The 25,354-nt window shown below is 71.6% G+C and carries 31 protein-coding genes, 1 tRNA gene and 1 pseudogene; 8 read left to right on the top strand and 25 right to left on the bottom strand.

The window, feature by feature from the left end:
- Positions 1-177: 177 nt before the first annotated feature.
- From ABZ851_RS01265 to ABZ851_RS01255, 3 genes are all read right to left on the bottom strand, one after another.
- Complete coding sequence (locus ABZ851_RS01265; RefSeq protein WP_026169670.1) at positions 178-987, bottom strand: RNA polymerase sigma factor SigF; 810 nt, start codon at positions 985-987, stop codon at positions 178-180.
- A gap of 223 nt (positions 988-1,210) precedes the next feature.
- On the bottom strand, positions 1,211-1,504 hold the full coding sequence (locus ABZ851_RS01260) for a Dabb family protein (RefSeq protein ID WP_361120423.1): 294 nt from the start codon (positions 1,502-1,504) through the stop codon (positions 1,211-1,213).
- Positions 1,505-1,550: 46 nt separating this feature from the next.
- Entirely contained in the window at positions 1,551-1,715 is a 165-nt protein-coding gene (locus ABZ851_RS01255) for a hypothetical protein (protein ID WP_164993001.1), read from the bottom strand.
- Positions 1,716-2,370: 655 nt separating this feature from the next.
- Here ABZ851_RS01255 and ABZ851_RS01250 point away from each other — a divergent pair.
- Both ABZ851_RS01250 and ABZ851_RS01245 read left to right on the top strand, forming a co-directional pair.
- Positions 2,371-3,150: a DUF2127 domain-containing protein gene (locus tag ABZ851_RS01250; RefSeq protein ID WP_361120419.1), complete on the top strand. Its 780-nt coding sequence runs from the start codon at positions 2,371-2,373 to the stop codon at positions 3,148-3,150.
- A gap of 33 nt (positions 3,151-3,183) precedes the next feature.
- Complete coding sequence (locus tag ABZ851_RS01245; protein ID WP_361120416.1) at positions 3,184-3,663, top strand: hypothetical protein; 480 nt, start codon at positions 3,184-3,186, stop codon at positions 3,661-3,663.
- A 188-nt stretch (positions 3,664-3,851) separates the two neighbouring features.
- On the opposite strand, the gene ABZ851_RS01240 is transcribed toward ABZ851_RS01245, so the two are convergent.
- Positions 3,852-4,067: a hypothetical protein gene (locus tag ABZ851_RS01240; protein WP_336047707.1), complete on the bottom strand. Its 216-nt coding sequence runs from the start codon at positions 4,065-4,067 to the stop codon at positions 3,852-3,854.
- A gap of 292 nt (positions 4,068-4,359) precedes the next feature.
- On the opposite strand from ABZ851_RS01240, the gene ABZ851_RS01235 reads away from it, so the two are divergent.
- A complete protein-coding gene (locus ABZ851_RS01235) occupies positions 4,360-5,145 on the top strand; it encodes a hypothetical protein (protein WP_241720962.1) in 786 nt (261 codons plus the stop codon).
- 140 nt (positions 5,146-5,285) lie between these two features.
- Here ABZ851_RS01235 and ABZ851_RS01230 read toward each other — a convergent pair.
- From ABZ851_RS01230 to ABZ851_RS01215, 4 genes are all read right to left on the bottom strand, one after another.
- Positions 5,286-5,372, bottom strand: a tRNA-Ser gene (locus tag ABZ851_RS01230).
- A gap of 77 nt (positions 5,373-5,449) precedes the next feature.
- Positions 5,450-5,959 carry a nucleoside deaminase gene (locus ABZ851_RS01225; protein ID WP_361121752.1) on the bottom strand — a complete coding sequence of 170 codons (510 nt, stop codon included), beginning with the start codon at positions 5,957-5,959 and terminating at the stop codon, positions 5,450-5,452.
- A gap of 140 nt (positions 5,960-6,099) precedes the next feature.
- Positions 6,100-6,666, bottom strand: a complete 567-nt coding sequence (locus tag ABZ851_RS01220; RefSeq protein ID WP_311624853.1) for a hypothetical protein — start codon at positions 6,664-6,666, stop codon at positions 6,100-6,102.
- A gap of 190 nt (positions 6,667-6,856) precedes the next feature.
- Positions 6,857-7,075, bottom strand: a complete 219-nt coding sequence (locus ABZ851_RS01215) for a hypothetical protein (RefSeq protein WP_336047709.1) — start codon at positions 7,073-7,075, stop codon at positions 6,857-6,859.
- Positions 7,076-7,250: 175 nt separating this feature from the next.
- Here ABZ851_RS01215 and upp point away from each other — a divergent pair, with 175 nt between their 5' ends.
- Entirely contained in the window at positions 7,251-7,886 is a 636-nt protein-coding gene (gene upp, locus ABZ851_RS01210; RefSeq protein ID WP_361120410.1) for a uracil phosphoribosyltransferase, read from the top strand.
- An 81-nt stretch (positions 7,887-7,967) separates the two neighbouring features.
- Here upp and ABZ851_RS01205 read toward each other — a convergent pair whose 3' ends face one another.
- From ABZ851_RS01205 to ABZ851_RS01175, 7 genes are all read right to left on the bottom strand, one after another.
- Positions 7,968-8,615, bottom strand: a complete 648-nt coding sequence (locus ABZ851_RS01205) for a LytR C-terminal domain-containing protein (protein WP_361120406.1) — start codon at positions 8,613-8,615, stop codon at positions 7,968-7,970.
- A gap of 162 nt (positions 8,616-8,777) precedes the next feature.
- Positions 8,778-9,074: a type II toxin-antitoxin system VapB family antitoxin gene (locus ABZ851_RS01200; RefSeq protein WP_030084955.1), complete on the bottom strand. Its 297-nt coding sequence runs from the start codon at positions 9,072-9,074 to the stop codon at positions 8,778-8,780.
- Positions 9,075-9,273: 199 nt separating this feature from the next.
- On the bottom strand, positions 9,274-9,906 hold the full coding sequence (locus ABZ851_RS01195; protein WP_361120402.1) for a DUF4232 domain-containing protein: 633 nt from the start codon (positions 9,904-9,906) through the stop codon (positions 9,274-9,276).
- Positions 9,907-10,142: 236 nt separating this feature from the next.
- Positions 10,143-10,826, bottom strand: a complete 684-nt coding sequence (locus tag ABZ851_RS01190; protein ID WP_361120399.1) for a hypothetical protein — start codon at positions 10,824-10,826, stop codon at positions 10,143-10,145.
- Complete coding sequence (locus ABZ851_RS01185; protein ID WP_361120396.1) at positions 10,823-11,536, bottom strand: SigE family RNA polymerase sigma factor; 714 nt, start codon at positions 11,534-11,536, stop codon at positions 10,823-10,825. The genes ABZ851_RS01190 and ABZ851_RS01185 overlap by 4 nt, the downstream gene beginning before the upstream one ends.
- Before the next feature lie 39 nt (positions 11,537-11,575).
- Positions 11,576-12,193, bottom strand: coding sequence for an LAETG motif-containing sortase-dependent surface protein (locus ABZ851_RS01180; RefSeq protein ID WP_361120393.1), 618 nt, complete (start codon positions 12,191-12,193; stop codon positions 11,576-11,578).
- 317 nt (positions 12,194-12,510) lie between these two features.
- Positions 12,511-13,566, bottom strand: coding sequence for an NAD(P)-dependent alcohol dehydrogenase (locus ABZ851_RS01175; protein WP_361120390.1), 1,056 nt, complete (start codon positions 13,564-13,566; stop codon positions 12,511-12,513).
- Between the two features lie 118 nt (positions 13,567-13,684).
- Here ABZ851_RS01175 and ABZ851_RS01170 point away from each other — a divergent pair, with 118 nt between their 5' ends.
- Positions 13,685-14,644 carry a helix-turn-helix transcriptional regulator gene (locus ABZ851_RS01170; protein ID WP_361120387.1) on the top strand — a complete coding sequence of 320 codons (960 nt, stop codon included), beginning with the start codon at positions 13,685-13,687 and terminating at the stop codon, positions 14,642-14,644.
- Here ABZ851_RS01170 and ABZ851_RS01165 read toward each other — a convergent pair.
- On the bottom strand, positions 14,599-14,946 hold the full coding sequence (locus tag ABZ851_RS01165) for a hypothetical protein (protein ID WP_336047718.1): 348 nt from the start codon (positions 14,944-14,946) through the stop codon (positions 14,599-14,601). The genes ABZ851_RS01170 and ABZ851_RS01165 overlap by 46 nt on opposite strands.
- Positions 14,947-15,048: 102 nt before the next feature.
- A complete protein-coding gene (locus ABZ851_RS01160; protein ID WP_336047719.1) occupies positions 15,049-15,618 on the bottom strand; it encodes a PadR family transcriptional regulator in 570 nt (189 codons plus the stop codon).
- A gap of 111 nt (positions 15,619-15,729) precedes the next feature.
- Between ABZ851_RS01160 and ABZ851_RS01155 the strand changes: the two genes are divergently transcribed.
- Positions 15,730-16,161, top strand: coding sequence for a nuclear transport factor 2 family protein (locus tag ABZ851_RS01155; protein ID WP_361120384.1), 432 nt, complete (start codon positions 15,730-15,732; stop codon positions 16,159-16,161).
- 21 nt (positions 16,162-16,182) lie between these two features.
- On the opposite strand, the gene ABZ851_RS01150 is transcribed toward ABZ851_RS01155, so the two are convergent.
- The 4 genes from ABZ851_RS01150 to ABZ851_RS01135 all read right to left on the bottom strand — a co-directional run bounded on the left by ABZ851_RS01150 (position 16,183) and on the right by ABZ851_RS01135 (position 20,175).
- Positions 16,183-16,899 (bottom strand): TetR family transcriptional regulator, encoded by a 717-nt coding sequence (locus ABZ851_RS01150; protein ID WP_361120381.1) that lies wholly within the window; start codon positions 16,897-16,899, stop codon positions 16,183-16,185.
- Positions 16,896-18,395, bottom strand: coding sequence for an MFS transporter (locus ABZ851_RS01145; RefSeq protein ID WP_361120378.1), 1,500 nt, complete (start codon positions 18,393-18,395; stop codon positions 16,896-16,898). The genes ABZ851_RS01150 and ABZ851_RS01145 overlap by 4 nt, the downstream gene beginning before the upstream one ends.
- A gap of 196 nt (positions 18,396-18,591) precedes the next feature.
- Positions 18,592-18,807 carry a ferredoxin gene (locus ABZ851_RS01140; RefSeq protein WP_361120375.1) on the bottom strand — a complete coding sequence of 72 codons (216 nt, stop codon included), beginning with the start codon at positions 18,805-18,807 and terminating at the stop codon, positions 18,592-18,594.
- 120 nt (positions 18,808-18,927) lie between these two features.
- Entirely contained in the window at positions 18,928-20,175 is a 1,248-nt protein-coding gene (locus ABZ851_RS01135) for a cytochrome P450 (protein ID WP_361120372.1), read from the bottom strand.
- Positions 20,176-20,498: 323 nt separating this feature from the next.
- On the opposite strand from ABZ851_RS01135, the gene ABZ851_RS01130 reads away from it, so the two are divergent.
- The gene (locus tag ABZ851_RS01130) at positions 20,499-21,047 is read left to right on the top strand and encodes a MarR family winged helix-turn-helix transcriptional regulator (protein WP_361120369.1); all 549 of its coding nucleotides are present in this window, start codon (positions 20,499-20,501) and stop codon (positions 21,045-21,047) included.
- Positions 21,048-21,168: 121 nt separating this feature from the next.
- On the opposite strand, the gene ABZ851_RS01125 is transcribed toward ABZ851_RS01130, so the two are convergent.
- The 4 genes from ABZ851_RS01125 to ABZ851_RS01110 form a co-directional block, all read right to left on the bottom strand.
- The gene (locus tag ABZ851_RS01125) at positions 21,169-22,329 is read right to left on the bottom strand and encodes an SPFH domain-containing protein (protein WP_336047727.1); all 1,161 of its coding nucleotides are present in this window, start codon (positions 22,327-22,329) and stop codon (positions 21,169-21,171) included.
- 11 nt (positions 22,330-22,340) lie between these two features.
- Positions 22,341-22,592, bottom strand: a complete 252-nt coding sequence (locus ABZ851_RS01120; RefSeq protein WP_086716653.1) for a hypothetical protein — start codon at positions 22,590-22,592, stop codon at positions 22,341-22,343.
- 147 nt (positions 22,593-22,739) lie between these two features.
- Positions 22,740-22,892 (bottom strand): hypothetical protein, encoded by a 153-nt coding sequence (locus ABZ851_RS01115; RefSeq protein WP_361120365.1) that lies wholly within the window; start codon positions 22,890-22,892, stop codon positions 22,740-22,742.
- Between the two features lie 22 nt (positions 22,893-22,914).
- Complete coding sequence (locus ABZ851_RS01110; RefSeq protein WP_361120362.1) at positions 22,915-23,736, bottom strand: methyltransferase domain-containing protein; 822 nt, start codon at positions 23,734-23,736, stop codon at positions 22,915-22,917.
- Between ABZ851_RS01110 and ABZ851_RS01105 the strand changes: the two are divergent.
- Positions 23,735-25,338 (top strand): annotated as a pseudogene (locus ABZ851_RS01105) (PLP-dependent aminotransferase family protein). The gene ABZ851_RS01110 and the pseudogene ABZ851_RS01105 sit on opposite strands and share 2 nt — an antisense overlap.
- The last annotated feature ends 16 nt before the right edge of the window (positions 25,339-25,354 follow it).

Below are 25,354 nucleotides of genomic sequence, written 5' to 3'. Positions count from 1 at the left end.
GGTCGCGGTCGGGTCGCTGTGGCGTCCTCGGGCCGGGGCGGACCGAGGAGTGATACCTCCACCTGAATACCGGAGGCAGCGCTACGGCAAACGCGGTTCCTGCAGAATGTCACATGTCGGCAACACGCTGTAGCGCCTTGTCGACATATCTGTGCAGGATCGGGTCGCTCGTCCCGGCTACGCGTCGATCCTGTTTGCGGATCGCAGCCGGGCGAAGCTCCGCGACAGTAGCCGCGAGACGTGCATCTGCGACACCCCTAGCTCCGCACTGATCTGTGACTGCGTCAGATTGCTGTAGTAACGCAGCAGAAGGATCCGCTGCTCGCGCTCGGGCAGCTGGACGAGAAGGTGCCGTACGAGGTCGCGGTGCTCGACGCCGGCCAGCTCCGGGTCCTCGTAGCCGAGGCGGTCCAGCAGGCCGGGCAGGCCGTCGCCCTCCTGGGCGGCCTCCAGCGAGGTGGCGTGATACGAGCGGCCGGCCTCCAGGCAGGCCAGCACCTCGTCCTCGCCGATCTTGAGCCGTTCGGCGATCTCGGCGGTGGTGGGGGAGCGGCCGTGCAGCACCGTCAGATCCTCGGTCGCGCCGTTGACCTGCACCCAGAGCTCGTGGAGGCGGCGGGGTACATGGACCGTGCGGACATTGTCTCGAAAGTAGCGTTTGATCTCGCCGACAACGGTGGGCATGGCGAAGGTGGGGAACTGGACGCCCCGGTCCGGATCGAATCGGTCGATGGCATTGATCAGGCCGATGGTGCCGACCTGGATGACGTCCTCCATTGGCTCATTACGGCTGCGGAAGCGTGCCGCGGCGTAGCGGACCAGCGGCAGGTTGGCTTCGATCAGTGCGGCCCGGACCCGGGTGTGCTCCGGGGTGCCGGGCTCGAGGTCCGTCAACTCCGCGAACAGCACCTGCGTGAGCGCCCGCGTGTCCGCGCTTCGGCTCTCGCGGGATGGAGCCTTGGGCGCAGTACGGGCCGTCACGGTCACGCCACCCTTCACAGTGCATGTATCCGGCAAAAGCGGTCATAGCATCACAAGACATGTGCACTGTGTGCAAGCACCCCATAACGCCGTGTTGAACAGAGAGTTGGGGTGGGTGTGGGGCGGCCGGGAGGCCGGTGGGCGGCGATGGGCGCCCGGGGGTACGGCGAAGCCCCCCGCCCGGCAGGGGCGGGGGGCTCGGCGAGGTGAGGCGCGGCGGTGCCGGGGCTCAGAATTCGTAGTCGGCGATCACCCAGGTGGCGAATTCGCGCCACTGCGCGGCGGCCGCCTGGTGGGCCGGGTGCTCGAGGTAGCGCTTGAGGGCGTCCGTGTCGGCCACGGCGGAGTTGATCGCGAAATCGTAGGCGATCGGGCGGTCGGTGATGTTCCAGCCGTACTCCCAGAACGTCAGTTCCGGAATCTGGCCCTCCAGCGCCTCGAAGGCGCGGATGGCGGCCTGCACCCGCTCCTCGTCGCGGGAGACACCTTCATTGAGCTTGAACAGGACCAGGTGGCGGATCACTGGGGCCTCCGTACGGCGGGCGGGGCGCAGCCGGTCCGGGCGGCCCCTATTTGATCAGCTGCGTCATGAACTCGCCGACGCCCTGGGCGGCGGACGAGATGCCCTCGAAGCCTATCTGCACCATTTCGGCGGCCCGCTGAGGGGAGGTGATGATCGTGTACAGCACGAAGACGATGACCATGTACAACGCGATCTTCTTCGCCTGCGCCATCAGTCCCGTCTCCCCTACGCAGTCCCCTACGGCAGTACCTGCACTTCCCGGCAGTCGGGCGAGTGTAACCACAGGTGTTCGATCGCGGGAGTCGAGCCCACGGGTCCTCTGTAACCGCTCGCCGGCCTCACCTCCGTACTGCGGTACTGATCCGGACTTTATGGACCAAAGGCCCACCAAAGGAGGGCTTTTGCCTGTCTGTTGGGACAGGTCCCCCACGGCACCATGAGTGAGGTGGCCCGGTGGATACGGCAGGAATCCACGGGCCCGGGACCGGGACCCCGCTGCGGGGTCCGCGCCCGTACCGTCCCCGTGACGGCGGCGCGGGCTCGGGGTCCGGCCCGCGCCGGGGGAGCGGTTGTCCCTTACACCGTTCCCGCCCGGACAGGAGCCCCGCCTCCGAGCCGCCCCTGGATGCCACGGGGGGTCCCAGGGCACGGCACGGCGGCGGGGCTCCGTCGTACGTCTGCAACCGCGTGCGCGGCCGCCGCGTCTCCCACCTCGTACGACCCGGACCCCGCGGACGTCATACGGCTCGGAGCGCCTGGCCGGCATGCGCCATGCATCATGTACGCGACACAACGGAGCGCGGCAGTGCGCCGCGAGCCGCGGCGTGCGGCCGTGTGGGACGACGAAAGGAACACGGGCTCCAACGATGAAGATCGACTGGGACCGGCGTACCTGCGCGCGCCGCGGGCACATCACCTACCTCCCGCACGAGGAACACCTCCGGAACAAGCTGCGCGCGGATACCGCCCTCGGCGAGGCCTGGCGCTGTCTGCGCTGCGGCGACTTCGCCCTCGGCGACCCGCACGGCTCCGGCCCGGCCGCCGATGCCCCGCTGGTCCCGCGGGGCAAGGTCCTGCGCGATCTGTTCATCCTGCGGTTCCTGGCCGTCGAGCGTGCGGTGCGCGGTGTGTTCATCGTGCTGGCCGCGGTCGGCGTATGGCAGTTCAGCAACCGCAAGGACGCCGTCCGCCGGTTCTTCGACGAGTACATCGCCGTGCTCCGCCCGGTGGCCCGGCACTTCCACTACGACCTGGACCAGTCGCCGGTCGTCGGCACCATCCAGAAGACCTTCGGCTACCGTCACTCCACCTTGATGCTGGTGGCCGCGCTGCTGCTGGCGTACGCCCTGGTGGAGATCGTCGAGGGCGTCGGCCTCTGGCGCGCCAAGCGGTGGGCGGAGTATCTGACGGTGGTGGCGACGGCGGCCTTCCTGCCGCTGGAGATCTACGAGCTGACCGAGAAGGTCAGCTGGCTCAAGATCGCCACGCTGGTGATCAACATTCTGGCGGTGCTCTACATCCTGCTCACCAAGCGGCTCTTCGGGCTGCGTGGGGGGCGCGCGGCCTTCGACGAGGAGCGGCACAGCGCCTCTCTCATGGAGGTCGAGGCCTCCGCAGGGGTGCCCGTCACCGCCCATAATGGCTGAACGCTCGATCCGAGGGGGAAACGAAGAATGCCCATGAACTCCGTACCGCGCGAGTCCGATTCGTCCCGCGCGACAGCCCGGCCGGCTCCCCGGTCGTCCCTGGCGCGGCGGCCGGCCGTCGTGCTGGCGCTGTTGGCCGGTCTGCTGGCCGCGGCCGTCGCACCGGCCACGGCGGCGGACCGCGACGCGGTGGACGGCACCCGGGCGGTGGCCACCGCGAGCGCCCCGGGCCGGAGTGCCGATGCCTCCCGGCTCGCCGCCGCGCCCGCGCAGGCAGCTGGCTACCGCCACCACAGCGCGCACCACTCGGCCCCGCTCAAGACGGTCTTCAAGGCCAAGAAGTCCAAGACGTCGAAGTGGAAGTCGAAGGCGAAGAAGAAGGGCGGCTTCTTCAAGAAGCTCGGCATCTTCCTGATCGTGCTGTTCGTTCTCTTCCTCGTCGTCGTGATCCTGGTGATCTGGCTGATCGTGCGCTTCTTCCGCCGCGCGGCGCGCAATCGGCGCAACGGCTAGTCATTCCCCACGGGCCGACGAGGCCTCGCGGCGCGTCCGTTCCGGCGGGCGCGCCGCTTTGTGCTGTGGCCACCGTGCCGCGGGCCGTAGGCGTTCCGGCGCTGCCGGGATTCCGCTCCGGCCGGCCACAGCCTGACCGACTACAGCCCCGGCGGACCGCGTGCCTGCCGATTACCGCCCTGGCTGCGTCACTTGCCGCGGAGAAGCCCCAGAAGTGTCTTCAGCGTCAGCCGAAGGGACTGGTTCTTCTGCTTGAGGATGCGGGCCTGTTCCTGCGCCAGGTCACCTGAACGCCAGGCTCCGGCGCGCTGCTCCATATACGCAGCGGGATCTGCTTGAAACTCCCCGATGCGCGGGTCTGTTTCTAAGGCCACGCCGTTCCAGACACCTGCAGTCGTACTCATGACTGAATCCCCCCAGGATTCTGCATCGCGTGTGCGTTTGTCGCGGTGGTCGGGCATAAGTTCCGTCCCTAACCCCCGAGGTGAACGCCCGCCGTGAGCTGCCGATCTTTTTCACAGCGGGATCACTACCACTGGCCACTCGCCTTGCGATCATGAGCGGCCCCCTCCCGACGTGCACCCACCCGTACGTCGAGCACATCGCCCTTATCCGGCATCACACACTAGCTCAGGAGTACCCGAATCAACCCTGAGATAAACGAATTTCGCCCGATGAGACTACTCTGTGTGTATCGTGCGTGACAGCGCAAGCAGCCTGGGGTTGGGGACAGGGGAGGGGTTGCATATGGGGTGGGGTGCGTTTTCCGCCGGTGCGCTGGCGGTCCTGGCGTATGTGGCTCAAATGGTCATCGGGCTGGACATGGCCACGTGGCTGTTCTGGGTGATCACAGGGGTCGGGAGCGTGGCCACGGTGGCCACGGTCTGGCTGGCCAGCCGTCGGGTCACGACGGCGAACGAAGCCGCGAAGGCGGCGACGAAGAATCAGCGGCGGGCTTTCGAAGATGTGCTCGTCCCTCTTGCGTCCAACCTCGGTCAGATTGTTTCGAGTCCGACAAAGGCTGAACGAAATGCACTGCAACAGCAGACCAAGCAGGCCATCGTCTCGCTCACCGCTTCACTGATCGGCCCTCAGGATGTACGGGCCTGTTTTCTGGAGCAGGTTCCCGGTACGCCGGCCGGACAGCGCGAGGTGAAATGCCGTAACAGTCTCTGGTCGGGCCGGAATGTGGCACCCGTGACGACATTCCGGGAGACGGACCTCCGGGGCAAGGAGCTCTTGAAACTGCTCGATGACGGCACCAGTACGTTCGTGGAGAATGTGGACCTCTTACCTGATGCGTTAAAGCCCGACAGCGACAGCTACAAGACCTATATCGCCTGTGCGGTGACGGCCGGAGACGAATCCTTCGGGGTTCTGGCCGTCGACGGTCTGCGGCCGGGGGATCTGCACCAGGACGACGTGACCATGGTCGGGGTGTTCGCCCGCATGCTGGGCGTCGCCCTGGCCGTGAAGAAGTAACCGGCGTCGCCGCCCTCGCCGAGGGCCGGACCGTAGTGCGGTTCCCACGCCCGCCGCGGCCGCACCGGCCGCGGCGCGGGCCGCGCCCCGGACACGACGAGGGCCCCGATCCGTAAAGATCGGGGCCCTCGTCCTCTGAGCGGTAGCGGTGGGATTTGAACCCACGGAGGAGTTGCCCCCTCACGCGCTTTCGAGGCGCGCTCCTTCGGCCGCTCGGACACGCTACCGAGAGAGAGCTTAGCCCAAGAGGGGCCGTGCGCCGAAATCGGATACGGAGAGGGGCCGGCGCGGGGCCGTACGCCGGTCAGCGGTCGCGGAAGAAGTCGGTCAGCAGGGCCGCGCAATCGGCTTCGAGGACGCCGGTGATGACCTCGGGACGGTGGTTGAGACGCCGGTCACGGACGACGTCCCAGAGGGAGCCGGCCGCACCGGCCTTGGCGTCGCGGGCGCCGTAGACGACGCGGTCGACCCGGGAGAGCACGATCGCGCCGGCGCACATCGTGCACGGTTCCAGGGTGACGACGAGCGTGCAGTCCGTCAGCCGCCACTCGCCCGCCCGCCGCCCGCCGGCCTCCGCGGCCCCGCCGCGCGCGAGGTCCGTCCGGCGGGCCCCCGGGCGCGATGCCTGCTCCCGCAGGGTCCGGGCCGCTGCCCGCAGCGCCAGGATCTCGGCGTGGGCGGTCGGATCGCCGGTGGCCTCCCGCTCGTTGTGGCCGGTGCCCAGGACCGTGCCGTCCGCGGACAGCACGACGGCGCCCACCGGGACATCACCGGTCCCGGGGGCGTGGGCGGCCTCGGCCAGCGCCTGCCGCATCGGTGCGATCCACGGATCGCGCAGCGGGTCGGGTGCGGGGGAGGAGTGAGAGGCGGATGGGGGGACGGTCATGCCCCCAGTGTCGGGGACGTGACCGGGGCGGGGCCGTCGGGGCCCGGGTGCGAGCCGCCGGGGCCGGCTCAGCGCACGGCTTCCAGGACCTCCGTGCAGCCCAGTGCGTCGGCGATGGTGCCCAGGGCGTCACCGTCGAGGGCCAGCAGCTCCTTCTCGCCGATGCCCAGGTCGGCCAGCAGGCCGGCGTCGCCGAGCGGGCCGTGCGGCGGGCCGTCTGTGCCGTTCACCGCCTCCAGGGGGTCGTCGTCCTCCACGTCGTTGTCCGGTTCGGGTTCGCCGTCCTCCGTGCCGTCCAGGTCGAGGCTGTCGAGGTCGTCGGCCGCATCGTCCTCCTCGCGGCCGAGCAGCTCGTCGGTCAGCATCGCGCCGTACGAGCTTCTGGCAGCGGCGGCGGCGTTGGAGAGGAAGACCCGCGGGTCGTCCTCGCCGTCCACCCGGACGACGCCGAACCAGGCGTCCTCCTGCTCGATGAAGGCCACCACCGTGTCGTCGTCGACCGCCGCCTCTCGGGCCAGATCGGCCAGATCGGTCAGCGTCTCCACATCGTCGAGCTCCGTATCGCTCGCTTCCCACCCGTCTTCGGTGCGCGCGAGCAGTGCGGCGAAGTACACCGTGACTCTCCCACTGGTCATAGGCGTGCCGGGTCGGGCGGGGCGGCGCTGCACGCCGTTGGTCCCGCCCCTTTCGGAATCGTGGCAGAAACAACGCGTTCGCGCGGGGTCTTCGACGCTGCGTCGTGCGGAGGTTGTGAGAGATGTCGCTCACGTGCCGCAGTGCGGGCGGGGGCGAGAAGGTGGTTCGCTACCAGCGGAATGGGCTCCGCTACCAGCGGAATGTGCGCATCCGTAGGGCCTGGCGCATCCGTTCGGCCCGTGCGCGCCGCGGCTGGACGCGGTTCCGCAGTTCCTTGGCCTCGTGCAGTTCCCACAGAAATTGTGCGCGGCGCCGTCGGCGCGCCGCCGCGGCCCCGGCGTCCGGGGCCGCGCCCTCGGTGCTGAGGACGGCGTCGTTCGGGTCATCGGTCCGCTTGTGGTCGGGCACGCGCACACCACCTCGGGCGAGGACTTCGCCCGACGGCAGGACGGCCGATCGGGCGTACGTGCCCACTTTCCCTCCTTTCGGTGGTTTGATGCCGAGCACACTCCGATGCCGGGCGCGGCGGTCGGGTGCTGCACGACGGCCGCTGCGGCCTTCCGGCTCGGTTAGTGTCGATGTCATGCGGATCCACGTCGTCGACCACCCGCTGGTGGCGCACAAACTCACCACTCTGCGCGACAAGCGCACCGACTCCCCCACCTTCCGGCGGCTCGCCGACGAGCTGGTCACCCTGCTCGCCTACGAAGCCACCCGTGATGTGCGCACCGAGCAGGTCGGCATCGAGACACCGGTGACGGCGACCACCGGTGTGCGGCTGTCGCACCCGCGCCCCCTGGTCGTCCCGATCCTGCGCGCCGGTCTGGGCATGCTGGACGGCATGGTGCGGCTGCTGCCCACCGCCGAGGTCGGCTTCATGGGCATGGTCCGCAACGAGGAGACGTACGAGGCGAACACGTACGCCACGCGGATGCCCGATGACCTCTCGGGCCGTCAGGTGTACGTCGTCGACCCGATGCTCGCCACGGGCGGCACGCTGGTCGCGGCGATCCGCGAGCTGATCAAGCGCGGCGCGGACGACGTCACCGCGATCTGTCTGCTGGCGGCGCCGGAGGGCGTCGCGGTCATGGAGAAGGAGCTGGCCGGCGCGCCGGTGACGGTGGTCACCGCGGCGGTCGACGAGCGGCTGAACGAGGACCGCTACATCGTGCCGGGTCTCGGCGACGCGGGGGACCGGATGTACGGCACGGCCGGCTGACCGCGCTACGTCCTTCCTGCCTGATCATCGGCCGGGCCCCGCACCACGGGTTGGTGCGGGGCCCGTACGCGTGCGGTCAGGTCAGCACTTGGCGTCGGCGGCGGGGGCCGGGGACGGGTGGGTCAGCAGGGCCAGGGACTTGGCGGCGTTCTGCTGGGTGGTCAGGTCCTTGAAGGCGTCACCGATGATCAGGTCGAGGTCGGTGCCCTTGCGGCCGTCGGTCTTCTGCTGAGCGCCGGTGAGCTGGGTGGCCAGGACCTTCAGCGGGCCGTCGGCCGCTGCGGGGCCGAGCAGTATCCCGGAGCCCTTGACCTTCTTGTCGTAGGCGGCGGGGGCGTTGCCCACCTCGCCGATTTTGAAGCCGCGCTTGCGGAGCTCGTCGGCGGTGCGCTTGGCGAGGCCGGAGCGCGGGGTGGCGTTGAAGACGTTGACGGTCAGCGAGCCGGGCGCGGGAACTTTCCGCGCGGCGGTCCTGGCCTGCGCGGTGTCCGTTTTGCCGCGGTCGCGGCAGTGCGCTGCGCCCTGGGAGGCCTGGGCGGTGCCGCCGCGGCCGCCGAAGACGTCGATGAGCTGCAGGGCCCCCCAGCCGGCCAGGCCGAGGGCGCAGGCCGTGGCGACGACGGTGAGGGCGATCCGGCGACGGTGGCGGGGGCGGCGCATCCGCGGATACCTGTCGCCCGTGATGCGGTACTTCTTACCGCCCATCCCTGGGGGCGTGAGCATGCTCATGGGCGCAGCGTAGTGCGGTAGGCACGCCGTGCCTACTAGATGATCAACGCGTCGTGCGAGAGCCAACCCAAAAGGGTCAATTCGGGCAGGGCGGGTTGGGCGGTGCCGAGCGGTAAAGGGGGTTTTCCGGCCAGTTGGCCGGCCGGTGGGGGAGGCGGTGCGTCAGCCCAGTTCGAGCACGCGGGCGTGCAGCACCTGGCGCTGCTGAAGGGCCGCGCGTACCGCGCGGTGCAGCCCGTCCTCCAGATAGAGGTCGCCCTCCCACTTCACGACGTGCGCGAAGAGGTCGCCGTAGAACGTCGAGTCCTCGGCGAGCAGCGTTTCGAGATCGAGCTGCTGCTTGGTCGTCACCAACTGGTCGAGGCGTACCGGGCGCGGGGCGACGTCCGCCCACTGGCGGGTGCTCTCCCGGCCGTGGTCCGGGTACGGCCGGCCGTTTCCGATGCGCTTGAAGATCACACGGAAAGCCTACCGGGCGAGCGGCACCGGGCGCAGCCATGCCGCAGCAACGCAAAAGGATCATTGGCGGCAAATTTGGATCATTGGGGAGGGGTGGGCCGGAGGATATGGCTGGATGTGACCCGAACGGGCTACCCGCGCGGCGTGTCCCGGGCGGGGCAGGCCTCTCCCCTGTTCGCCGCGGTCCTGACCCGGGCCGTCACCACTTCCGGGCGGCCTCCAGGCAGGGCTGCCAGTAGGTGACCCTGGCGGTGCGCGGGTCGACATGGACGGGGGTGCGGCCGTCCAGACCGACCTGGGTGGGGGTGGCGCGGGCGGCCAGCGCGACGCCGAACTGGGCGATTTTCCGGCCGCGGTGGCCGGTGCTGCCCGGTCCGCCGGCGGCGGAGGTGATGATCGTGGCGTACGCCGTGTCGTCGGGCGCCAGGGAGACCGCGGTGGGCGGCCGGCTCGCCCCGAGCGCGGGAAGGGCGGGCTGCCGGTCGTCGCCGAACCGCAGCAGCGGGTAGCGCTGGGCGGCGAAGTCGCAGGTCCGGCGGGAGAAGTTGGTGACCGTCAGCAGCATGCGGCGGTCCCGTCGCGGCAGTGCGCCGGCGTGGAATCTGAGCATCTCGGGGGTGCAGGCGACCCGGCCGCCCCGGCCCGTGGGCGGGCTGCCGCCGTCCGGGAGGGGAGGGGCGGGGGCCGGCGAGACGGCCGTGACGGAGCCCTCGCCCCCCTTGCCGGGGGCGCTGTGGCAGCCGGCGGTCAGGGCCAGCGCGGCGGCGGCGAGGAGACCTGCGGCAGCGGCCCGGCAAGTGGTGGCCCGGCAGGTGGTGGCGGTGAACGGCATAGGGAGCTCCCCCGGGACGGTGGCGTGTACACGACCTTCGGCGCGGGTGCTGGCGATCCGCTAACGCACGGCTAACGGAGGCCATGGGTTTCGGCCCCCTTTGCCTGGTGGGGGTGGGAGTGGGGGTGCCGGGCGGTCGGACCGTTGCATGCTGCCCGTGGACCACTGCATGCGCACCACCGCATACGCACCACTGCATGCGCACCACTGCCCGTGGAAGCCCGTTCGCGGTGCTCTCAACTGGGGGGCGGTGCCGAGGAGGTGCCGCCTTTGCCGGGGGCGGCGCGGGTGCCGTCCCGTGGGGAGGGGGTGGCCGACGGAGTCGTGGAAGGCGCCACGGTGGTTCCCGAGGGGCTGCCGTCCGGCTCCTCCGGCGGCCGGGGGGTGGGGGTGTCCGAGCGGGAAGGGCGCGGCGGGCCCGGAACCCTGCTGGGCACTCCCGGGCGGGAGGGGCCGGCCGTACGGGGCGGTACCCGCGACGGGTGGCTCGGGGACGGGGCGGGGGACGGTCCCGTACGGGCCGACGGGGACGGTGCCGGGACGACGGGGCGCGGCGGCGTCGCGGGCCGGGGCCGGTCCGGGGCGCCGGGGACGGTCGCCAGGAAGCCGATCACGACGGCGGCGGTCGCGGCGGCCGCGGCCAGTGGCGGTCCGAAACGGCGCAGCCACGGCCGCACCGGGCCGGGCAGCCGGCCGCGGCGGGTGTGCGGGCCCGGGGGCGCGGCCGGCCGCAGGTCCCTCAGGGCGATGCTCTCGGCGCGCGCGGCGAAGGCCCCGCGCAGCCGGTCTTCCACGGGACGCCCGGACGCGGCGCCGTCGGGGCCGGGGCCCGTACCGCCGGCGCCCCGGCCGCCGCTGCCACCGGCGGCATCACCGGGCCCGCCGCCGGCGCCACCGGGACGTGTGCCGGGGCCGTTCATGACCGCTCCTTCAAGATCTTCTCCAGCGAGTTCAGCGCGCGGCTGGCGATCGACTTCACCGCGCCGCGGCTGATGCCCAGCGTCGCCGCGATCTGTGCCTCTGTCAGATCGCCCCAGTAGCGCAGGACCAGCACCTCGCGGCGGCGGGCGGTCAGCCCGTTCAGCGCGGCGAACACCTCCCGGTGCTCCTCGTCCAGCACGATCCGCTCCTCGGCGGACGGCGCATCCGCCTCGTACGGCGGGGTGTAGCCGCGTGCGGTGCGCCGGCGCCGCAGCACCGAGCGGGCGGCGTTGACGACCGCGGTACGCAGATAGGCGAGTGCGTTGTCGACCTCGCCGAGCCGTTCGCCGTGCCGCTTGTAGAGCGCGGCGAACGCGTCCTGGACGACGTCCTCGGCGGTGGCGCGGTCGTCGACGAGCAGGACGGCCAGCCGGACCATGGTCAGCCGGTGGGCGTGGTAGAGCTCGCTGATCGTCGGCCGGGGCTCGGGGGGTGCGGGCGGTGCGGGGGCGGCCTCGTCCGGCAACCAGGCCTCGAAATCCGCCGGTTGGCCGTACGCGGGAGAGCGGGCCGGGTGGCCGGGGCGCGGTGTTTCGCGGCGGGCGGCCGCCGGGCGGGCGGTGCGCAGCAGCCACCGCCACAGGGCAGGCCGGGGCCCCGGCAGGGCGAACCGTACCGGGGCGTACTGCGGGCCGGCGGAGTGCTCCATCGATTCCTCGGGGTGCGGCGGGGGGCCTCTCGCGGTCGCTCAGCCGCGCCGGCGGCGGACCACGTAGACGGTGCCGCCGCCCACGGCGATCAGGGCCGCGGCGGTGCCGCCGAGCGCCAGGGAGGTCGTGGAGGAGGCTCCGGTGCGGGCGAGTTCCTTCTCGCTCCCGGATCCCTTGGCGGGGGCGGGGGCGGGGGCCGGGCGGGCGGAGGCGCCGGGGCCGCCGCCGCGGGTGCCGGGCGAGGCGGGGGAGGCGCTGGGGTGGGGCTCGGCGCTGCTCGGCCGCGGTGCCGGGTGGCTGGGCGTGGCGGAGGGGCGGGGCGTGGCGGGGGCCCCGGTCGGGGCGCTGGGCGACGGAGAGGCGCTGGTGGCCGGTGCGGGTGTGGGCCGGGTGCTGCCGTCGGCCGGTCGCGGGGTGGGTGCTTGGGCCGCGGAGCCGGTGTGCGGGCGCGGCTGCGGTGCCCGGTCGTCGGCCTGTGCGGTACCGGCCACGGACAGCGCGGCCAGCGTGAGCGCCGCGACCAGCCCGGCGCCGACCGCACCGCGCGGACGGGAGCGGGGCCGGAGCGGGGCGGCGTACGGCCGGAAACCGGCGGAGGCGCGGGAGGTGCGGGAGGTACGGCTGAACTTCACGGACTTCACGGTCGGCTGCTCCACGTTCGTCGACGGGACGGCGCCTGAGGGCGCCCTCACCCGTGACGACGTGCGGCGGGGGCGGGGGTTGCCGGGCGGTGCGGAAAATCTTTGCCGGGGCCCGTGTTGTGGAGTCACCACATGCGCACGCCCGGGGCGGCCTTCGGCAGACCGTCCCGGGCGTGCGCGCCTCCGCCCAAAACCGGGCGGAAGGTGCTCGTGGATCAGGTGGATCAGGTGGATCAGGTGGATCAGGCGGATCCGATGAATCCGTGGGATCCGTGGGATCCGTGGGATCCGTGGGATCCGTGGGATCCGGGGGATCCGATGGCTCCGATGGTTCAGATCGTCGAGGTGTCGATCACGAAGCGGTAGCGGACATCGCTTGCCAGGACCCGTTCGTACGCTTCGTTGATCTGCTCGGCGCTGATCACCTCGATGTCCGCGGTCAGCCCGTGCTCACCGCAGAAGTCGAGCATTTCCTGCGTCTCCGGGATGCCGCCGATCAGCGAGCCGGCTATCGAGCGGCGTCGCGTGAGCAGGGCGAAGGGTGCGACGGGCAGCGGGCTCTCGGGCGCGCCGAGCTGGATCAGGGTGCCGTCGGTGCGCAGCAGCCCGAGGTAGGCGTTCAGGTCCAGGTTGGCGGAGACGGTGTTGACGATGAGGTCGAAGGTGCCGGCCAACTCCTCGAACGTGGCCGGGTCGGAGGTCGCGTGGTAGTGGTCGGCGCCCAGCCGCAGGCCGTCGTCCTTCTTGCGCAGCGACTGGCTCAGCACGGTGACCTCGGCGCCCATCGCGTGCGCGATCTTCACGCCCATGTGGCCGAGGCCGCCCAGGCCGACGATGGCGACCTTCTTGCCGGGTCCGGCCTGCCAGTGGGCGAGCGGCGAGTAGAGGGTGATGCCGGCGCACAGCAGCGGGGCCGCGGCGTCCAGGGGGATGCTCTCGGGGATGCGCAGGGCGTAGTTCTCGTCGACGACGAGGTGGGTGGAGTAGCCGCCGTGGGTGGTCTCGCCGTCCCGGCCGGTCGCGTTGTACGTGCCGACGTTGCCGAGCTCACCGGTGCAGTACTGCTCCAGACCGGCCCGGCAGTTCTCGCACTCCCGGCAGGAGTCGACGAAGCAGCCGACGCCGACCCGGTCGCCCGCCTGGTAGCGGGTGACCTCGGCGCCGACCTCGGCGACCACACCGGCGATCTCATGGCCGGGGACGATCGGGAAGGCCCCGCCGTCGCCCCATTCGGCGCGCACGGTGTGGATGTCGGAGTGGCAGATACCGGCGTACTTGATGTCGATCAGGATGTCGTGGGCACCCAGCTCGCGGCGCGGAATGGTGATCCGCTCCAGCGGTGCTTTCGGGGCGGGTGCGGCGTACGCGAAGACAGAGGTGTGGGTCATGCCACCGAGAATGCGGCGCTCCGCTTGCCGTAACCAGTGCACTCTTGAACGTATGCATGGCGTGCCTAGTACTGACGGAACCCCCCTCCGGCCCGGTCCGCTGCCGCAGACTGCGGTCATGGACCCGCGAACGGAGTTGAGCGAGTTCCTGCGTTCCCGGCGCGCCCGGCTGCGGCCGCAGGACGTCGGGCTGCCGGAGTACGGCGGGCGGCGCCGGGTGCCGGGGCTGCGCCGGGAGGAGCTGGCGCAGCTCGCCGGGGTGAGTGTGGCGTACTACATCCGCCTCGAACAGGGCCGTGGCCGCAATGTCTCGTCCGCCGTACTGGACGCCATCGCCACCGCCCTGCGGCTGACCCCCGCCGAGCGCGATCACCTCACCCATCTCGCCCGCCCGGTCTCCCGCCGCATCCGCCCGGCCGCCCGTGCGCAACGGGTGCGCCCCGCGCTGCAGCAGCTGATCGACACGATGGAGCGCGTCCCCGCCTACGTCCTCGGCCGGCGGCTGGACGTCATCGGCTGGAACCGGCTCGCCTGCGCCCTGCTCGGCGACTTCGCCGCGCTGCCGCCCGAGCGCCGCAACCTGGCCTGGCAGGTGTTCCTGGATCCGGCCGCACGCGAGCTCTACGAGGACTGGGACGCCAAGGCCGCCGCTGTGGTCGGCTATCTGCGGCGCGATGCCGGCCGTTATCCGGACGACCCCGAGATGGCCTCGCTGATCGGCCGGCTCTCGCTGGGGAGCGCGCAATTCCGGCAGTTGTGGGCCGCCCACGACGTGCAGGACAAGGGGTTCGGCAGCAAGGTCCTGCGCCATCCGCGGGCCGGCCGGCTGACCCTGGCGTACGAGACCCTGACCCTGCCCGCCGACCCCGACCAGCAGGTGATCACCTACCACGCCGAACCGGGGTCGCGGACGGCCGAAGCGCTCCGGATGCTGGCGTCGGACCAGGTGGTGACGTCAGATCAGGAAGTGCTGCCGGACCAGGCGGTGGCGCCGGATCAGGCGGTGGCGCCGGATCAGGCGGTGGCGTCAGATCAGGAGAAGACCACTGAACGGACCTTCAGCTGCTCGGAGGCGTGACCGCCGTTCGGCCGGAGGCTGAAGTGGTCGCCGGTGCAGTCGGAGCCCGTGAAGACCGTGACGACGGACGAGGTGTAGTTCTTCGGGGTGTGGGCGGGCTGGACGGTGGCGTCGGTCACCTCGGGGAGGGCGAGGCACGCCCGGCTGGGCGGGTCGGCGAGCAGGCCCACGTGCGGGGTGCCGGTCGAGTCGGTGTACACGTAGGTGAAGGGGCCGGTGGCCGCGCCGGCCGAGGCGGTGGGCAGGGCCAGGGCGAGCGCGAGGGCGCCGACGGCGGTGGCGACGGTGTGGCGAAGACGCATGGGGAGATGTCCTTCCATTCCTTTTCTTGTGGAATGTCTGTTTCCCGGGTGTGCGTCGGCTGATGTCCGTAGTCACACGAAGGAGTTCTGGGGAACGGTTCCCTACGGGCGCGGCCGTGCCTCGCTCCGCTCCCGCAGGACGCCGGCGATCCGCTCGCACCACGCGTGGGTCTCCCGTTCGAAGCCCAGGCCGCGCAGGCAGGTCAGATACGGGCCGATCCGGTCGCCGCCGGCCAGGAATTCCGCCTCGTCCCTGCCGCCGCGCAGCCGGGTCAGCAGTTGGTCGAAGACCTCGGCCTTGGCGGCGGCGAGCCGGGCCCGCTCCGTCAGCTGCTCGATCACCGGTGCGGCGTCGATCCGGTCCACGGCCTGCACCTTGACCAGCAGATCGTCACGGATGAACGACGGTTTGGACGCGGCCGCGGCAAACCGCTCCAGCTCGGCCAGGCCCTCGTCGGTGACGTGGAAAAGCCGCTTGTTGGGCCGGGTCTCCTGGACCACCTGGCGGCCGGCGATCAGGCCCTGCGCCTCCAGCTTGGCCAGCTCCGTATAGAGCTGCTGCGGCAGCGCGTGCCAGAAGTTGGCGACGCCGGCATCGAAGGCCTTGGCCAGTTGGTAGCCGCTGTACTCGCCGTCCAGCAGTGCCGCCAGCACCGCGTGCTTGAGAGCCATGTTGGGCCGCCACCCCTTCCCATACTCAAGAATATGACTAATCATAGTCGCGACTATGAGGCACCGGGGCCGGCCGGGTCGTGTGCCCGGCCGGGGCGAGGAGGACGAGCGATGGGGACGACGGCGGACCGCTTCAAGACGGCGGTGGAGGCAGCGGATCTCGACGGGGTGGAGGAGCTGTTCACCGAGGACGTGCGCCTGTACAGCCCGGTGAAGTTCACGCCCTTCGAGGGGCGGCCGATGGTGCTCGGGCTCTTCGGGGTTCTGCTGCGTACGTTCCAGGACTTCCGTTACGTCGGCGAGCTCGACGGCAGCGCCCAGACGGCGGCGGGGCCGGACGGCGGCTCCGCCGACTCGACGGTGCTGGTCTTCCGGGCCACCGTGAACGGCAAGCAGATCCACGGCATCGATCTGCTGCAGTTCGACGAGGCAGGCCGGATCAAGGAGTTCACGGTGATGGTGCGGCCGCAGTCCGCGGTGCAGGCGCTGGGCGAGGCGGTGCTGGCCGGGCTGGTCGAGGACGGTTTGGTGCCCCAGTCGTAGGCCGGCGCGTGCCCGGCCGGGTCAGCCGTCGATGAGCCGCTGGAGGGCGGGCGCGTAGAGGTCGGCGAGCCGTTCGGGCGGGGCCTGGGAGGCGGCGCCGGTGCGGTGGATGCTGAGGGTGGCGCCCAGGCCGATCAGCTGGGCGGCGATCAGCTCGGCCCGGAGGGCGGCGTCGGGGCCGGTGAGCCGGTCGGTGAGCCGGTCGGTGATCTGCTCCTGGAACCGGTCGCGCAGCAGCGAGCGTTCGTCGCTGATGCCCAGGGAGAAGACGACGCGCAGCAGCGGATCGCCCTGCTGGGCGCGGCGTTGGCCGACGAGGGTGTGCACCAGGTGCCGGCCGAGTTCCGGGAGCGGGGCGCCGAACAGCGCGTCCGCCGCCGGGCCGAAGTCGGCGACGGCGGCGAAGAGCTGTTCCTTGCTGCCGAACCGCTTGACGATCAGTGAGGCGCTCACCCCCGCGTCGGCCGCGATACCGCGCAGCGTGACCTCGGCGTACGGGCGCAGGGCGAAGGACCGCCGGGCGGCGCGCAGGATGGCATCGCGGCCGGTGCCGGGATCGGTGGCGATGCTCGGTTCCGTATCGGCTCCGGGGTGCTTTTCGGCAGCGTGGCCCGGTTCCGTGCCGGGGCTGGCGGCGGGGCCCGTACCCGTAGTGGGCGCGGCCGCAGGCGTCGGGACGGTGGCCGGGCGCGGGCGTCCCGTGCCCTCCGGGGCGGCGGCCTCGGCCTGAGCGGTCATGCGTCCTCCTGGGTGAGCGCCGTCCGCGCCGGCGGGGCCGGTTGCCGGACCTGTCCGACCGTACCGGCCGGCGGCGGTGTGCCCTCCCCCGGCAGGCACAGCGTGACGGCGAGGGCGAGCAGCGCGGCGCCGCCGGCGATGAGGAAGACCAGCAGGTAGGCATGGAGGGTCGGGGCGGTCCGGCCGCCCGCCCGGAAGGTGACATTGGTCAGTACGGCGGCCACCGCCGCGCTGCAGGACGCCTGCCCCACCGAACGCATCAGGGTGTTCAGGCCGTTGGCCGCCCCGGTCTCACCGGCCGGCACCGCGCGCATCACGAGCGCGGGCAGCGCGGAGTAGCCGATCGCGGTGCCCGAGGCCACCACCGTCGCGCCCGCGATGATCATCCACAGCTGGTGGCTGGTGAAGAACCGCACCACGTACCCCACCGCCATCAGCCCTGCGGCCAGCGCCAGGGTGACCTTCGGCCCGTGCTTCGCCGAGATCCGCGCGGACACCGGCGACAGCGCCACCATCGACAGCCCGCCCGGCAACAGGCACAGTCCGCTGACCACGAGGGACGCGCCCAGCCCGTATCCGGTGTTCCGGGGTTCCTGCACCATCTGCGCGGTGGCCAGCGAGTTGGCGTAGAAGGCGAAGCCGATCAGCAGCGCGGCGAGGTTCGTCAGCAGCACCGCGGGCCGGGCCGAGACCCGCAGGTCGACCATCGGCGACGCGCAGCGCAGTTCGTAGGCGCCCCACGCCAGGCCGGTCAGCACCGCCGCGACGAGCAGCCCGAGGGTGCGCGCGGAGGCCCAGCCCCAGCCGGCGCCCTGGGTCACGGCGAGCAGCAGGCAGCTCAGCGAAACGGTCAGGCCGAGCGTGCCCAGGACGTCGAAGCGGCCGCGCGAGCGCAGCGGCGATTCGGGCACGAAGCTCAGCACCAGCACGACGTCCAGCAGCCCGAGCGCCGCCGACACCCAGAACATGGTGTGCCAGTCGGAGTGCTCGATGACCAGCGCGGCGATCGGCAGCCCGATCGCGGCGCCGATACCCAGCGTGGAACTCATCAGCGCGACCGAGGACAGCACCCGCGCCGGCGGCAGCTCGTCGCGCATGATGCTGATGCCGAGCGGCACCACCGCGAGCGCCGCGCCCTGCAGGGCCCGCCCCGCGATGAGCACCCCGATCTGTGAGCTGACGGCGCACAGCACGGAGCCGAGCACCAGGACGCCGAGGGAGGCCAGCAGCACCCGGCGTTTGCCGTACATGTCGCCGACCCTGCCGAGGACCGGGGTGCAGATCGCGCCGGTCAGGAGGGTGACGGTGACCAGCCAGCTCGCGGTGGCCGGGGTGGCGCCGGTGAGCTGGGGGAGGTGCGGCAGCAGCGGTACGACGAGGGTCTGCATGACGGCCACGACGACACCGCAGAAGGCGAGGACGCCGACGAGTGCGCGCGGGTGGCCGGCCCCGCCGGGTACGGCGGTCGCGACGGGCCCGGGTATCGCTGCGGGCATGGCTCTCCGTAGGGCGCGGCGGAACGGCGGGCAGGGGTGCACGGACGTTCACCCCCAAGGGTAAACGCCTGTGCACCCCTGTCGCATGCCGAGCCGGAGCCACCGGGTGCCCTACGGCGGACCTGACGTGCCAGGCCCCCACCGGTGGATCCGGGCCGATCCGGCCCTGGGGGCGGCCCGCAGCCAGGTCTGTCGTCTAGGCCCGCCCCGCCCGGTCCGCCTGCTCGACCGAGATCGCCGCGGCCGGGCAGATGGCCACCGCCTCATGGACGGCGTCGTGGAGCCCGGCCGGCGGTTCGGCGTCGAGGAGGACGACGATGCCGTCCTCCTCGCGCTGGTCGAACACCTCCGGCGCGGACAGCACACAGCTCCCGGCGCCGCAGCACTTCTCCTGGTCAATGTGTACGCGCATGGTTCTCCCCACGATGGGCCGCCGGGCTGCTGAGGGCCGCGGGCGGACGGGCTGGACGGGATGGACGAGATGAACGAGAGGGACGGGAGGGGCGGGCCGGACGAGAGGGGCGGGCCGGGCTCACCACGCGACCGGCAGGGCGTGGACCCCGTAGATCCCCATGTCGTGACGGAACCGGACGTCCTCGAAGGGGACGGCGAGCCGCAGGTCCGGCAGGCGGCGCAGCAGCGTTTCGACGGCGATCTGCAGTTCCACCCGGGCGAGCGGCTGGCCCAGGCACTGGTGGACGCCGAAGCCGAAGGCGATATGACGCCGGGCATCGCGTCCGACATCGAGTGTGTCGCCCGCCGGGAAGACGTCGTCGTCGCGGTTGGCGGAGTTGAGAGTGCACAGCACGCCCTCGCCGACCCGGATGGTGCGGCCGCCGATCGTGACGTCCTCGGTGGCGACCCGCGGGAGACCGTTGTGGACGATCGTCAGATAGCGCAGCAGCTCCTCGACGGCCCCCTTGATCAGCGAGGGGTCCGCGCGCAGCCGCTTCAGCTGGGCGGGGTTGCGCAGCAGGGCGAGGGTGGACAGTGCGGTCATGTTGGCGGTGGTCTCATGGCCCGCGATCAGCAACAGCCGCCCCATGGAGGAGACTTCCTCGTCGTCGAGCTCGCCGCGGGCGACCAGCCGGCTGACGATGCCGTCGTCCGGCTCGCGTCGCTTGGACCGGGCGAGCCGGGTCAGATAGTGCCGCAGGTCCTCCTGTGCGGCACGCACCTCCTCGGCCGTCGACCGGAGGCTGAGCAGCAGGCGGCTCCGTTCCTGGAAGAACTCGTGGTCGTCGTACGGGACGCCGAGCAGCAGGCAGATCACCAGGGACGGCAGCGGCAGCGCGAATTCGGCCACCAGGTCCGCCGAGTCGCGCCCCGCGGTCATCCGGTCGAGCAGGTCATCGGCGAGGCGCTGCACCTCGGGGCGCATCGCCTCCACCTTCTTCACCATGAACTCGGCGGTGAGCATCCGGCGCAGCCGTGCGTGCTCGGGGTCGTCCTGGCGGATGAAGGTCGGTTTGACGGCCGCGAGTTCCCGGCCGCCCGCGGTGAGGAAGGGGAAGCCGGGCCGGGTCGCGTCGGCGCTGAACCGCGGGTCGCCCAGCACCTCCCGTACGTCCTGATGCCGGGTCACCAGCCAACAGGTGGAGCCGTCCCAGAGCGTGGCCCGGGTGACCGGTTCCTCCCGGCGGGCCCGTTCGACGCCGGGCGCGGGATCGAAGGGGCAGCCTTCGGCCCGCGCGGCCGGGACGGCGAGGGGGGCGAGGGGGGCGAGGCCTGCGTCCGGGCCGGGGTCGTGCTCCGCCTCGGTGCGTTCTGCAGTCGTCATGCGGCTGGTCCTTCCACGATCGGGACACGGCACTGCCGTGGCGAACGGTGCGGGTAGCGCTTTTCCTTGACGGGCTCTGCGAACTCGGTAACCACCTCGGCAACCATCGTGACCAGCGGGGATCACGGTCACCGAGGGCCGGGTCACCTCTAGTTACCTAACTTAAGCAAGTAAGTTGTTCACACGTTAACTCACCGCGAACGGGGGAGGGAAGAGGTGATCAAGGCGCCCCCGAGGTTGGCTCAATCCGAGCGGACGCGCGCGCCCGGAGCGACCTGCCACAGGGCGGATCCGGGCACCCCAAGGGCAGCTAAAGTGCCTGCATGCCGGACCCCGGAAGAGACCAGGACCCCATCGCCGCGCTGCAAAGAGTGCTGGCCACGCTGTCCTACCTGCTCACCCGTTCCCGGGCACACGAACGCCAGGCGGCCGAGGCGGGAGTCACGGCGGCGCGCTCCGACCTGTGGCTGCTGATGGCCCTGGAGGACAGCGGCGGGGTCAGCCGGGTCGGCGATCTGGCCGCACTGCTGATGGTCGAGCCGCCTCATGTCACCCGCCAGATCAGCCAGTTGGAGTCCCAGGACCTGGTCGAAAGGACCCCGGACTCCCTTGACCGCCGCGCCCGGCAGGTGGCGATCACGCCCCACGGCAAGGCCGTCCTGGGCCGCCTCCAGCACACCAGTCAGGCCGGTCTGCACGACGCGCTCGCCGGCTTCGACGACGCCGATATCGCCACCACCGTCGCCGTGCTCAACCATCTGGTGGCCCACGCCCGTCACAAGCACACGGCGGAAGACCGGCCGCGAGGGCGCGGGTGTGAGCGGGGCGGGGAGGTGAGTGGGCCCGGGGAGGTAAGCGGGCCGGGGAGGTGAGCGGGCCCGGGGAAGCGAGTGGGCCCGGGGCCCAGAGGTTGCCCCCTGGGACCCGGGCCCCACCCCGCGCGGAGCCGCTGCTCGCTCCCTGCGCGGGCTCTACGCGTTCCCTGGCCGGGCTCTACTCGATTTCGACCCGGCCGCTGTGGCCCTGCTGTGCGGCGGTGCCGCCGTTCTTGTCGGTCTTGCCGTCCTGGCCCTCGGGGGTGCCGAGGTTGCGGCGGACCGAGTCGAGGATGGTCAGGCCCTGTCCGACCAGGCCCGCGGCGATCTCGCCCAGGCCGTCGGTGCCGTTGAGGACATTGACATTGGCGTTGGCCAGGCCCGCGGAGGCTTCCTTGACGATCTGGGGGAGCTGGTCGATCAGCATCCGGTCCAGGGCCACCCGGTCGTGCGACGCGGCGGCCTCGGCCTGGATCTTCATCCGCTCCGCCTCGGCCATGGCCAGCAGCCGGATGCGCTCGGCCTCCGCCTCGGCGGGCTTGACGACCTCGGCCACCAGCTCCTGCTGACGCAGCTGCGCCGCGCGCTCGGCGAGTTCGGTCTGTGCGGCGAGGACTTCTTGCTGTGCGTGGGCCTGCGCGAGCGGACCGGCCTGCGCGGCGCGGGCCTGGGCGCGGTCCACCTCGGCGGAGTACTCGGCCTGGACCACGGCGGTCTGCCGGGAGTATTCGGCCTGATTACGCGCGGCCTCCTGCTGCGCCTCGACCGAAGCCTGAGTGGCCTGGGCCTGGGCGATCTGCGCCTGCCGCTGGATGGCCGCCTTGTGCGGGGCGGACATCGCCTCGATATAGCCGGTGTCGCCGTCGTCGATCGACTGGATCTGCAACGAGTCGACGATCAGACCGATCTTCGCCATCTCGGTCTTGGACGTCTCCAGGACCTCGGTGGCCAGCTTCTGCCGCTCGGTGACGATCTCCTCGACCGTCATCGAACCGATGATGGAGCGCAGATGACCGGCGAAGATCCGGCCGGTCAGGACCGACATCTGGTCCTGGTCGGACAGGAACCGCTGACCGGCGTTGACCACGCTCTCGGTGTCGTTGCCGACCTTGAACGCGATGACGGCGCGTACCGTCAGCGCGATGCCCTGCCGGGTCACGCAGGTCTCGGCGACCTCCGCCTCACACATCGCCAGCGTCAGGAAGCGGACTTTGCGGAAAACCGGCAGCACGAACTTTCCGTGCCCGGTCACCACTCGGAATGGCGCGCCCCCCTGTCCACGCCTGCCTCCCGAGATCAGCATGGCTTGATCGGGGGCAGGAACGCGGTAACCGAACATCCTCATTCTCCTCAACCGGCGTCGCCGGCATTGCCGGACAACGCGTCCAACGGATCGGCCCACTCCATGACGTCGACCTGACGACTGCCACGCGACTCGATCACGAGCACGGTCGCCCCTACCGGAAGGGGCTCGGCGGACCAGGCGAGAAAGGCCTCGCTGCCGCCTCTGATCCGTACCAGGACCTCCCCGGGACCGGCAGCCCCGCGCGTGCCGATCAGCAGCACTCCCGTACAGCCGATCACGGCATCGTCCTGTGCCATCCGCGGCTGCCCTCCCCCGTTACGTTCCTGGAAAACCGACCATAGCGCTCCGGCAGGCGGCGGCCTATGGGGGGCTGTCGGCGAGTTGGCGCAACGCGCCACGGCAGTCAATTTCCCGTTAAGGCATCCGCAAAGGACGTGCGGAATTCAGCGCGCCGGGGGCAATGCGTCAAGGGCGGTGAGGATGTCGGACGGTTCGGCGCGGTGGGTGTAGTAGAGGGTGAGCACGAGGATGCCGGTCGTGGGCAGGCCCTGCCGCCAGAAGACCTGGAGGGCGTCGTCGCGCCCGGTCCGTGCCACGAGGAGTCCGTCCCTGCGGCCCCTACGGCATCGGATTGACGGCCACGGCCTTGAAAAAGGTGTAGTGGAAGGTCCCGTCGTCTTCGGCGGCCCGTCGCAGATCGGTGATCCCCCGGTCCCAGTCGGCGGTGCTGGTCAGGCCGATGCCCAGGGCATCGTCCCGGACCGCTTCGATCATGGCGATGAAGGTGTTCCGGGTGAAGCCGTCCACCAGGGCGGGCCGGGTCCGGTCGGCGTAGACCGTCCGCGGACGGATGACCACGTTCTCGAATCCGGCGCCGCTGAGCAGTGGCTGCAACTCCCGTCCCAGCAGTGCGTTTCCGCCGGCCGCGGCCTGCAGGCGCACCTGATGGCCGATCACCTCATGGGCGTGCAGGCTGTCCGGATGGAAGACCGCCGAGCCGTGGTCGCCCTCGATCACGGTGAGTGTCCCGCCGGGCCGCAGGAGCCGGCGCAGCCCGGCCAGCGCCTTGTCGGGCTCCCGCAGGTGCTCCAGCACGAAGCAGGCGAAGACGTGGTCGAACTCGGCCTCTTTGAAGGGGAGATGCAGCAGGTCGGCGGCCCGCCACGTGACGTCGGCGTCGGGCTCCTGCTCCAGCATGTAGGCGCGGGCCTGGGTCAGCGACTCCTCGGAGCGGTCGACCGCGACGATGCGCGCCCCCGGACTGTTCCTGGCCAGATGTACGGTCTGCGCACCCACCCCGCAGCCGACCTCCAGGACCCAGCTGCCGGCGGGGTACGCCGTTCCGGCGTGCAGCAAGGGGGCCAGAGTGTCCGCCTGGTCGCAGAGGCGCCGGGCCTCGCGGGGCAAGTAGCCGTGGACGTACGCCGTTTTCCTGTTCATGGCTTCACCGTGCCGGGACAATGGCCCGGTGCACAGGTCCAAAGAACGGCCCGCCGGCAGGTCCATAACTCCTCCGGCTCCTCCGGCTCCTCCGATTTCTTCGGCTCCCTCGGGCTCCTCCGGTTCCTCCGATTTCCTGCAGCTGAACATCGCGGAAGCGCCCGCGGGCCGCCGGTCGGACTGGCTCGCCCGGGAGTTGCGGCGCGCGATCGCGGACGGCCGGCTGCCGGTCGGGAGCAGACTGCCCGCCACCCGGGTACTCGCCGCTGAGCTGCGGGTGTCGCGAGGTGTGATCACCGAGGCGTATCAGCGGCTGACCGAGGACGGACAGCTCGCCGGGCGGAGGAGGGGCGGGACCGTGGTCGTCGCCGCGCCCGTGACGGCCACGGCGGGGACCGCGGCGGGCTCCCCGGTGAGCGCCACGGGAACGGCACCCTCCGTGCACCGGGACCGGGCCGTCACGCCGTTCGCCGCTCCGCCCGGCCCGGAGATCTTCGACGAGCTGCGCTCCGCGCCCGCGCGGATCGATCTCTCGCCCGGCGTACCCGACCTGTCCGCCTTCCCCCGTACGTCCTGGCTCCGCGCCGAACGCGCGGTGCTCGCCGGTCTTGCGTCCGCCGAGCTCGGCTACGGGGACCCCCGCGGCACGCCCGCACTACGGCTGGCCGTCGCCAACTGGCTGGGCCGAAACCGCGGGATCAGGGCGGACCCGGACGACGTGCTGATCGTTTCCGGTACCGCGCAGGCCCTCGGCCTGCTCGCCCAGGTGCTGCACCGCGACGGAATCCGGGAGATCGCGGTGGAGGACCCCGGGTCCCTCGGGGCGCAACAGCATCTGCGCCACTGGCGGCAGGCGACGCCGCCGGTGCCGGTCGACGAGTACGGGATACGGGTCGACGCACTGCGGGCGACCGCTGCGCGGGCCGTCCTGCTCACCCCGGCGCACCAGTTCCCGACCGGGGTGGTGCTCGACGGCGGGCGGCGTCGCGAGCTGATGCGCTGGGCGGCCGACGGCGGCCTGATCATCGAGGACGACTACGACGCCGAGCACCGCTACGACCGTCCCCCGGCCCCCGCGCTGCGCTCACTCCTCGCCGACCAGGTCTGCTAGCCGGCAGCATCTCCAAGCTGCTCGCGCCCGCCCTGCGGGTGGGCTGGGTGCTGGCGCCGCCGCGGTACCGCACCGCGCTGGTCGACGCCAAACGGTTCGCGGACCTCGGCAATGCGGCACTGCCGCAGCTGGTACTGGCCCGGCTGATGGAATCGGGCGAGCTGGAACGCCGGTTGCGACTGCTGCGCCGGCGCCACCGGCAGCGCCGGGACGCCATGATCGCGGCGATCCGGGCCCAGCTGCCGGGGGCGACCGTGCACGGCGCGGCGGCCGGCCTGCATCTGACGATCACCTTCGCGCCGGGCGTCTGCCGTGGCTCCGATACGGACCTGGCCGCGGCGGCCCTCGCCCGCGGCGTCAAGGTCCAGCCGCTGTCCTGGCACCGCCGGCTCCCCGCCGCTCCAGGCCTGGTCCTCGGCTATGCCGCCCGCACACCGGGCGAGATCACGGAGGGCGTGGCCGTCCTGGGGGAGGCGCTGAGGAGCAGTTGAGCCCCGGGAGTCTCCC

The organism is Streptomyces sp. NPDC047049, from assembly GCF_040643995.1.
GTDB classification, from domain to species: domain Bacteria; phylum Actinomycetota; class Actinomycetes; order Streptomycetales; family Streptomycetaceae; genus Streptomyces; species Streptomyces mooreae.
This window is presented reverse-complemented; position numbering and strand designations above follow the sequence as displayed.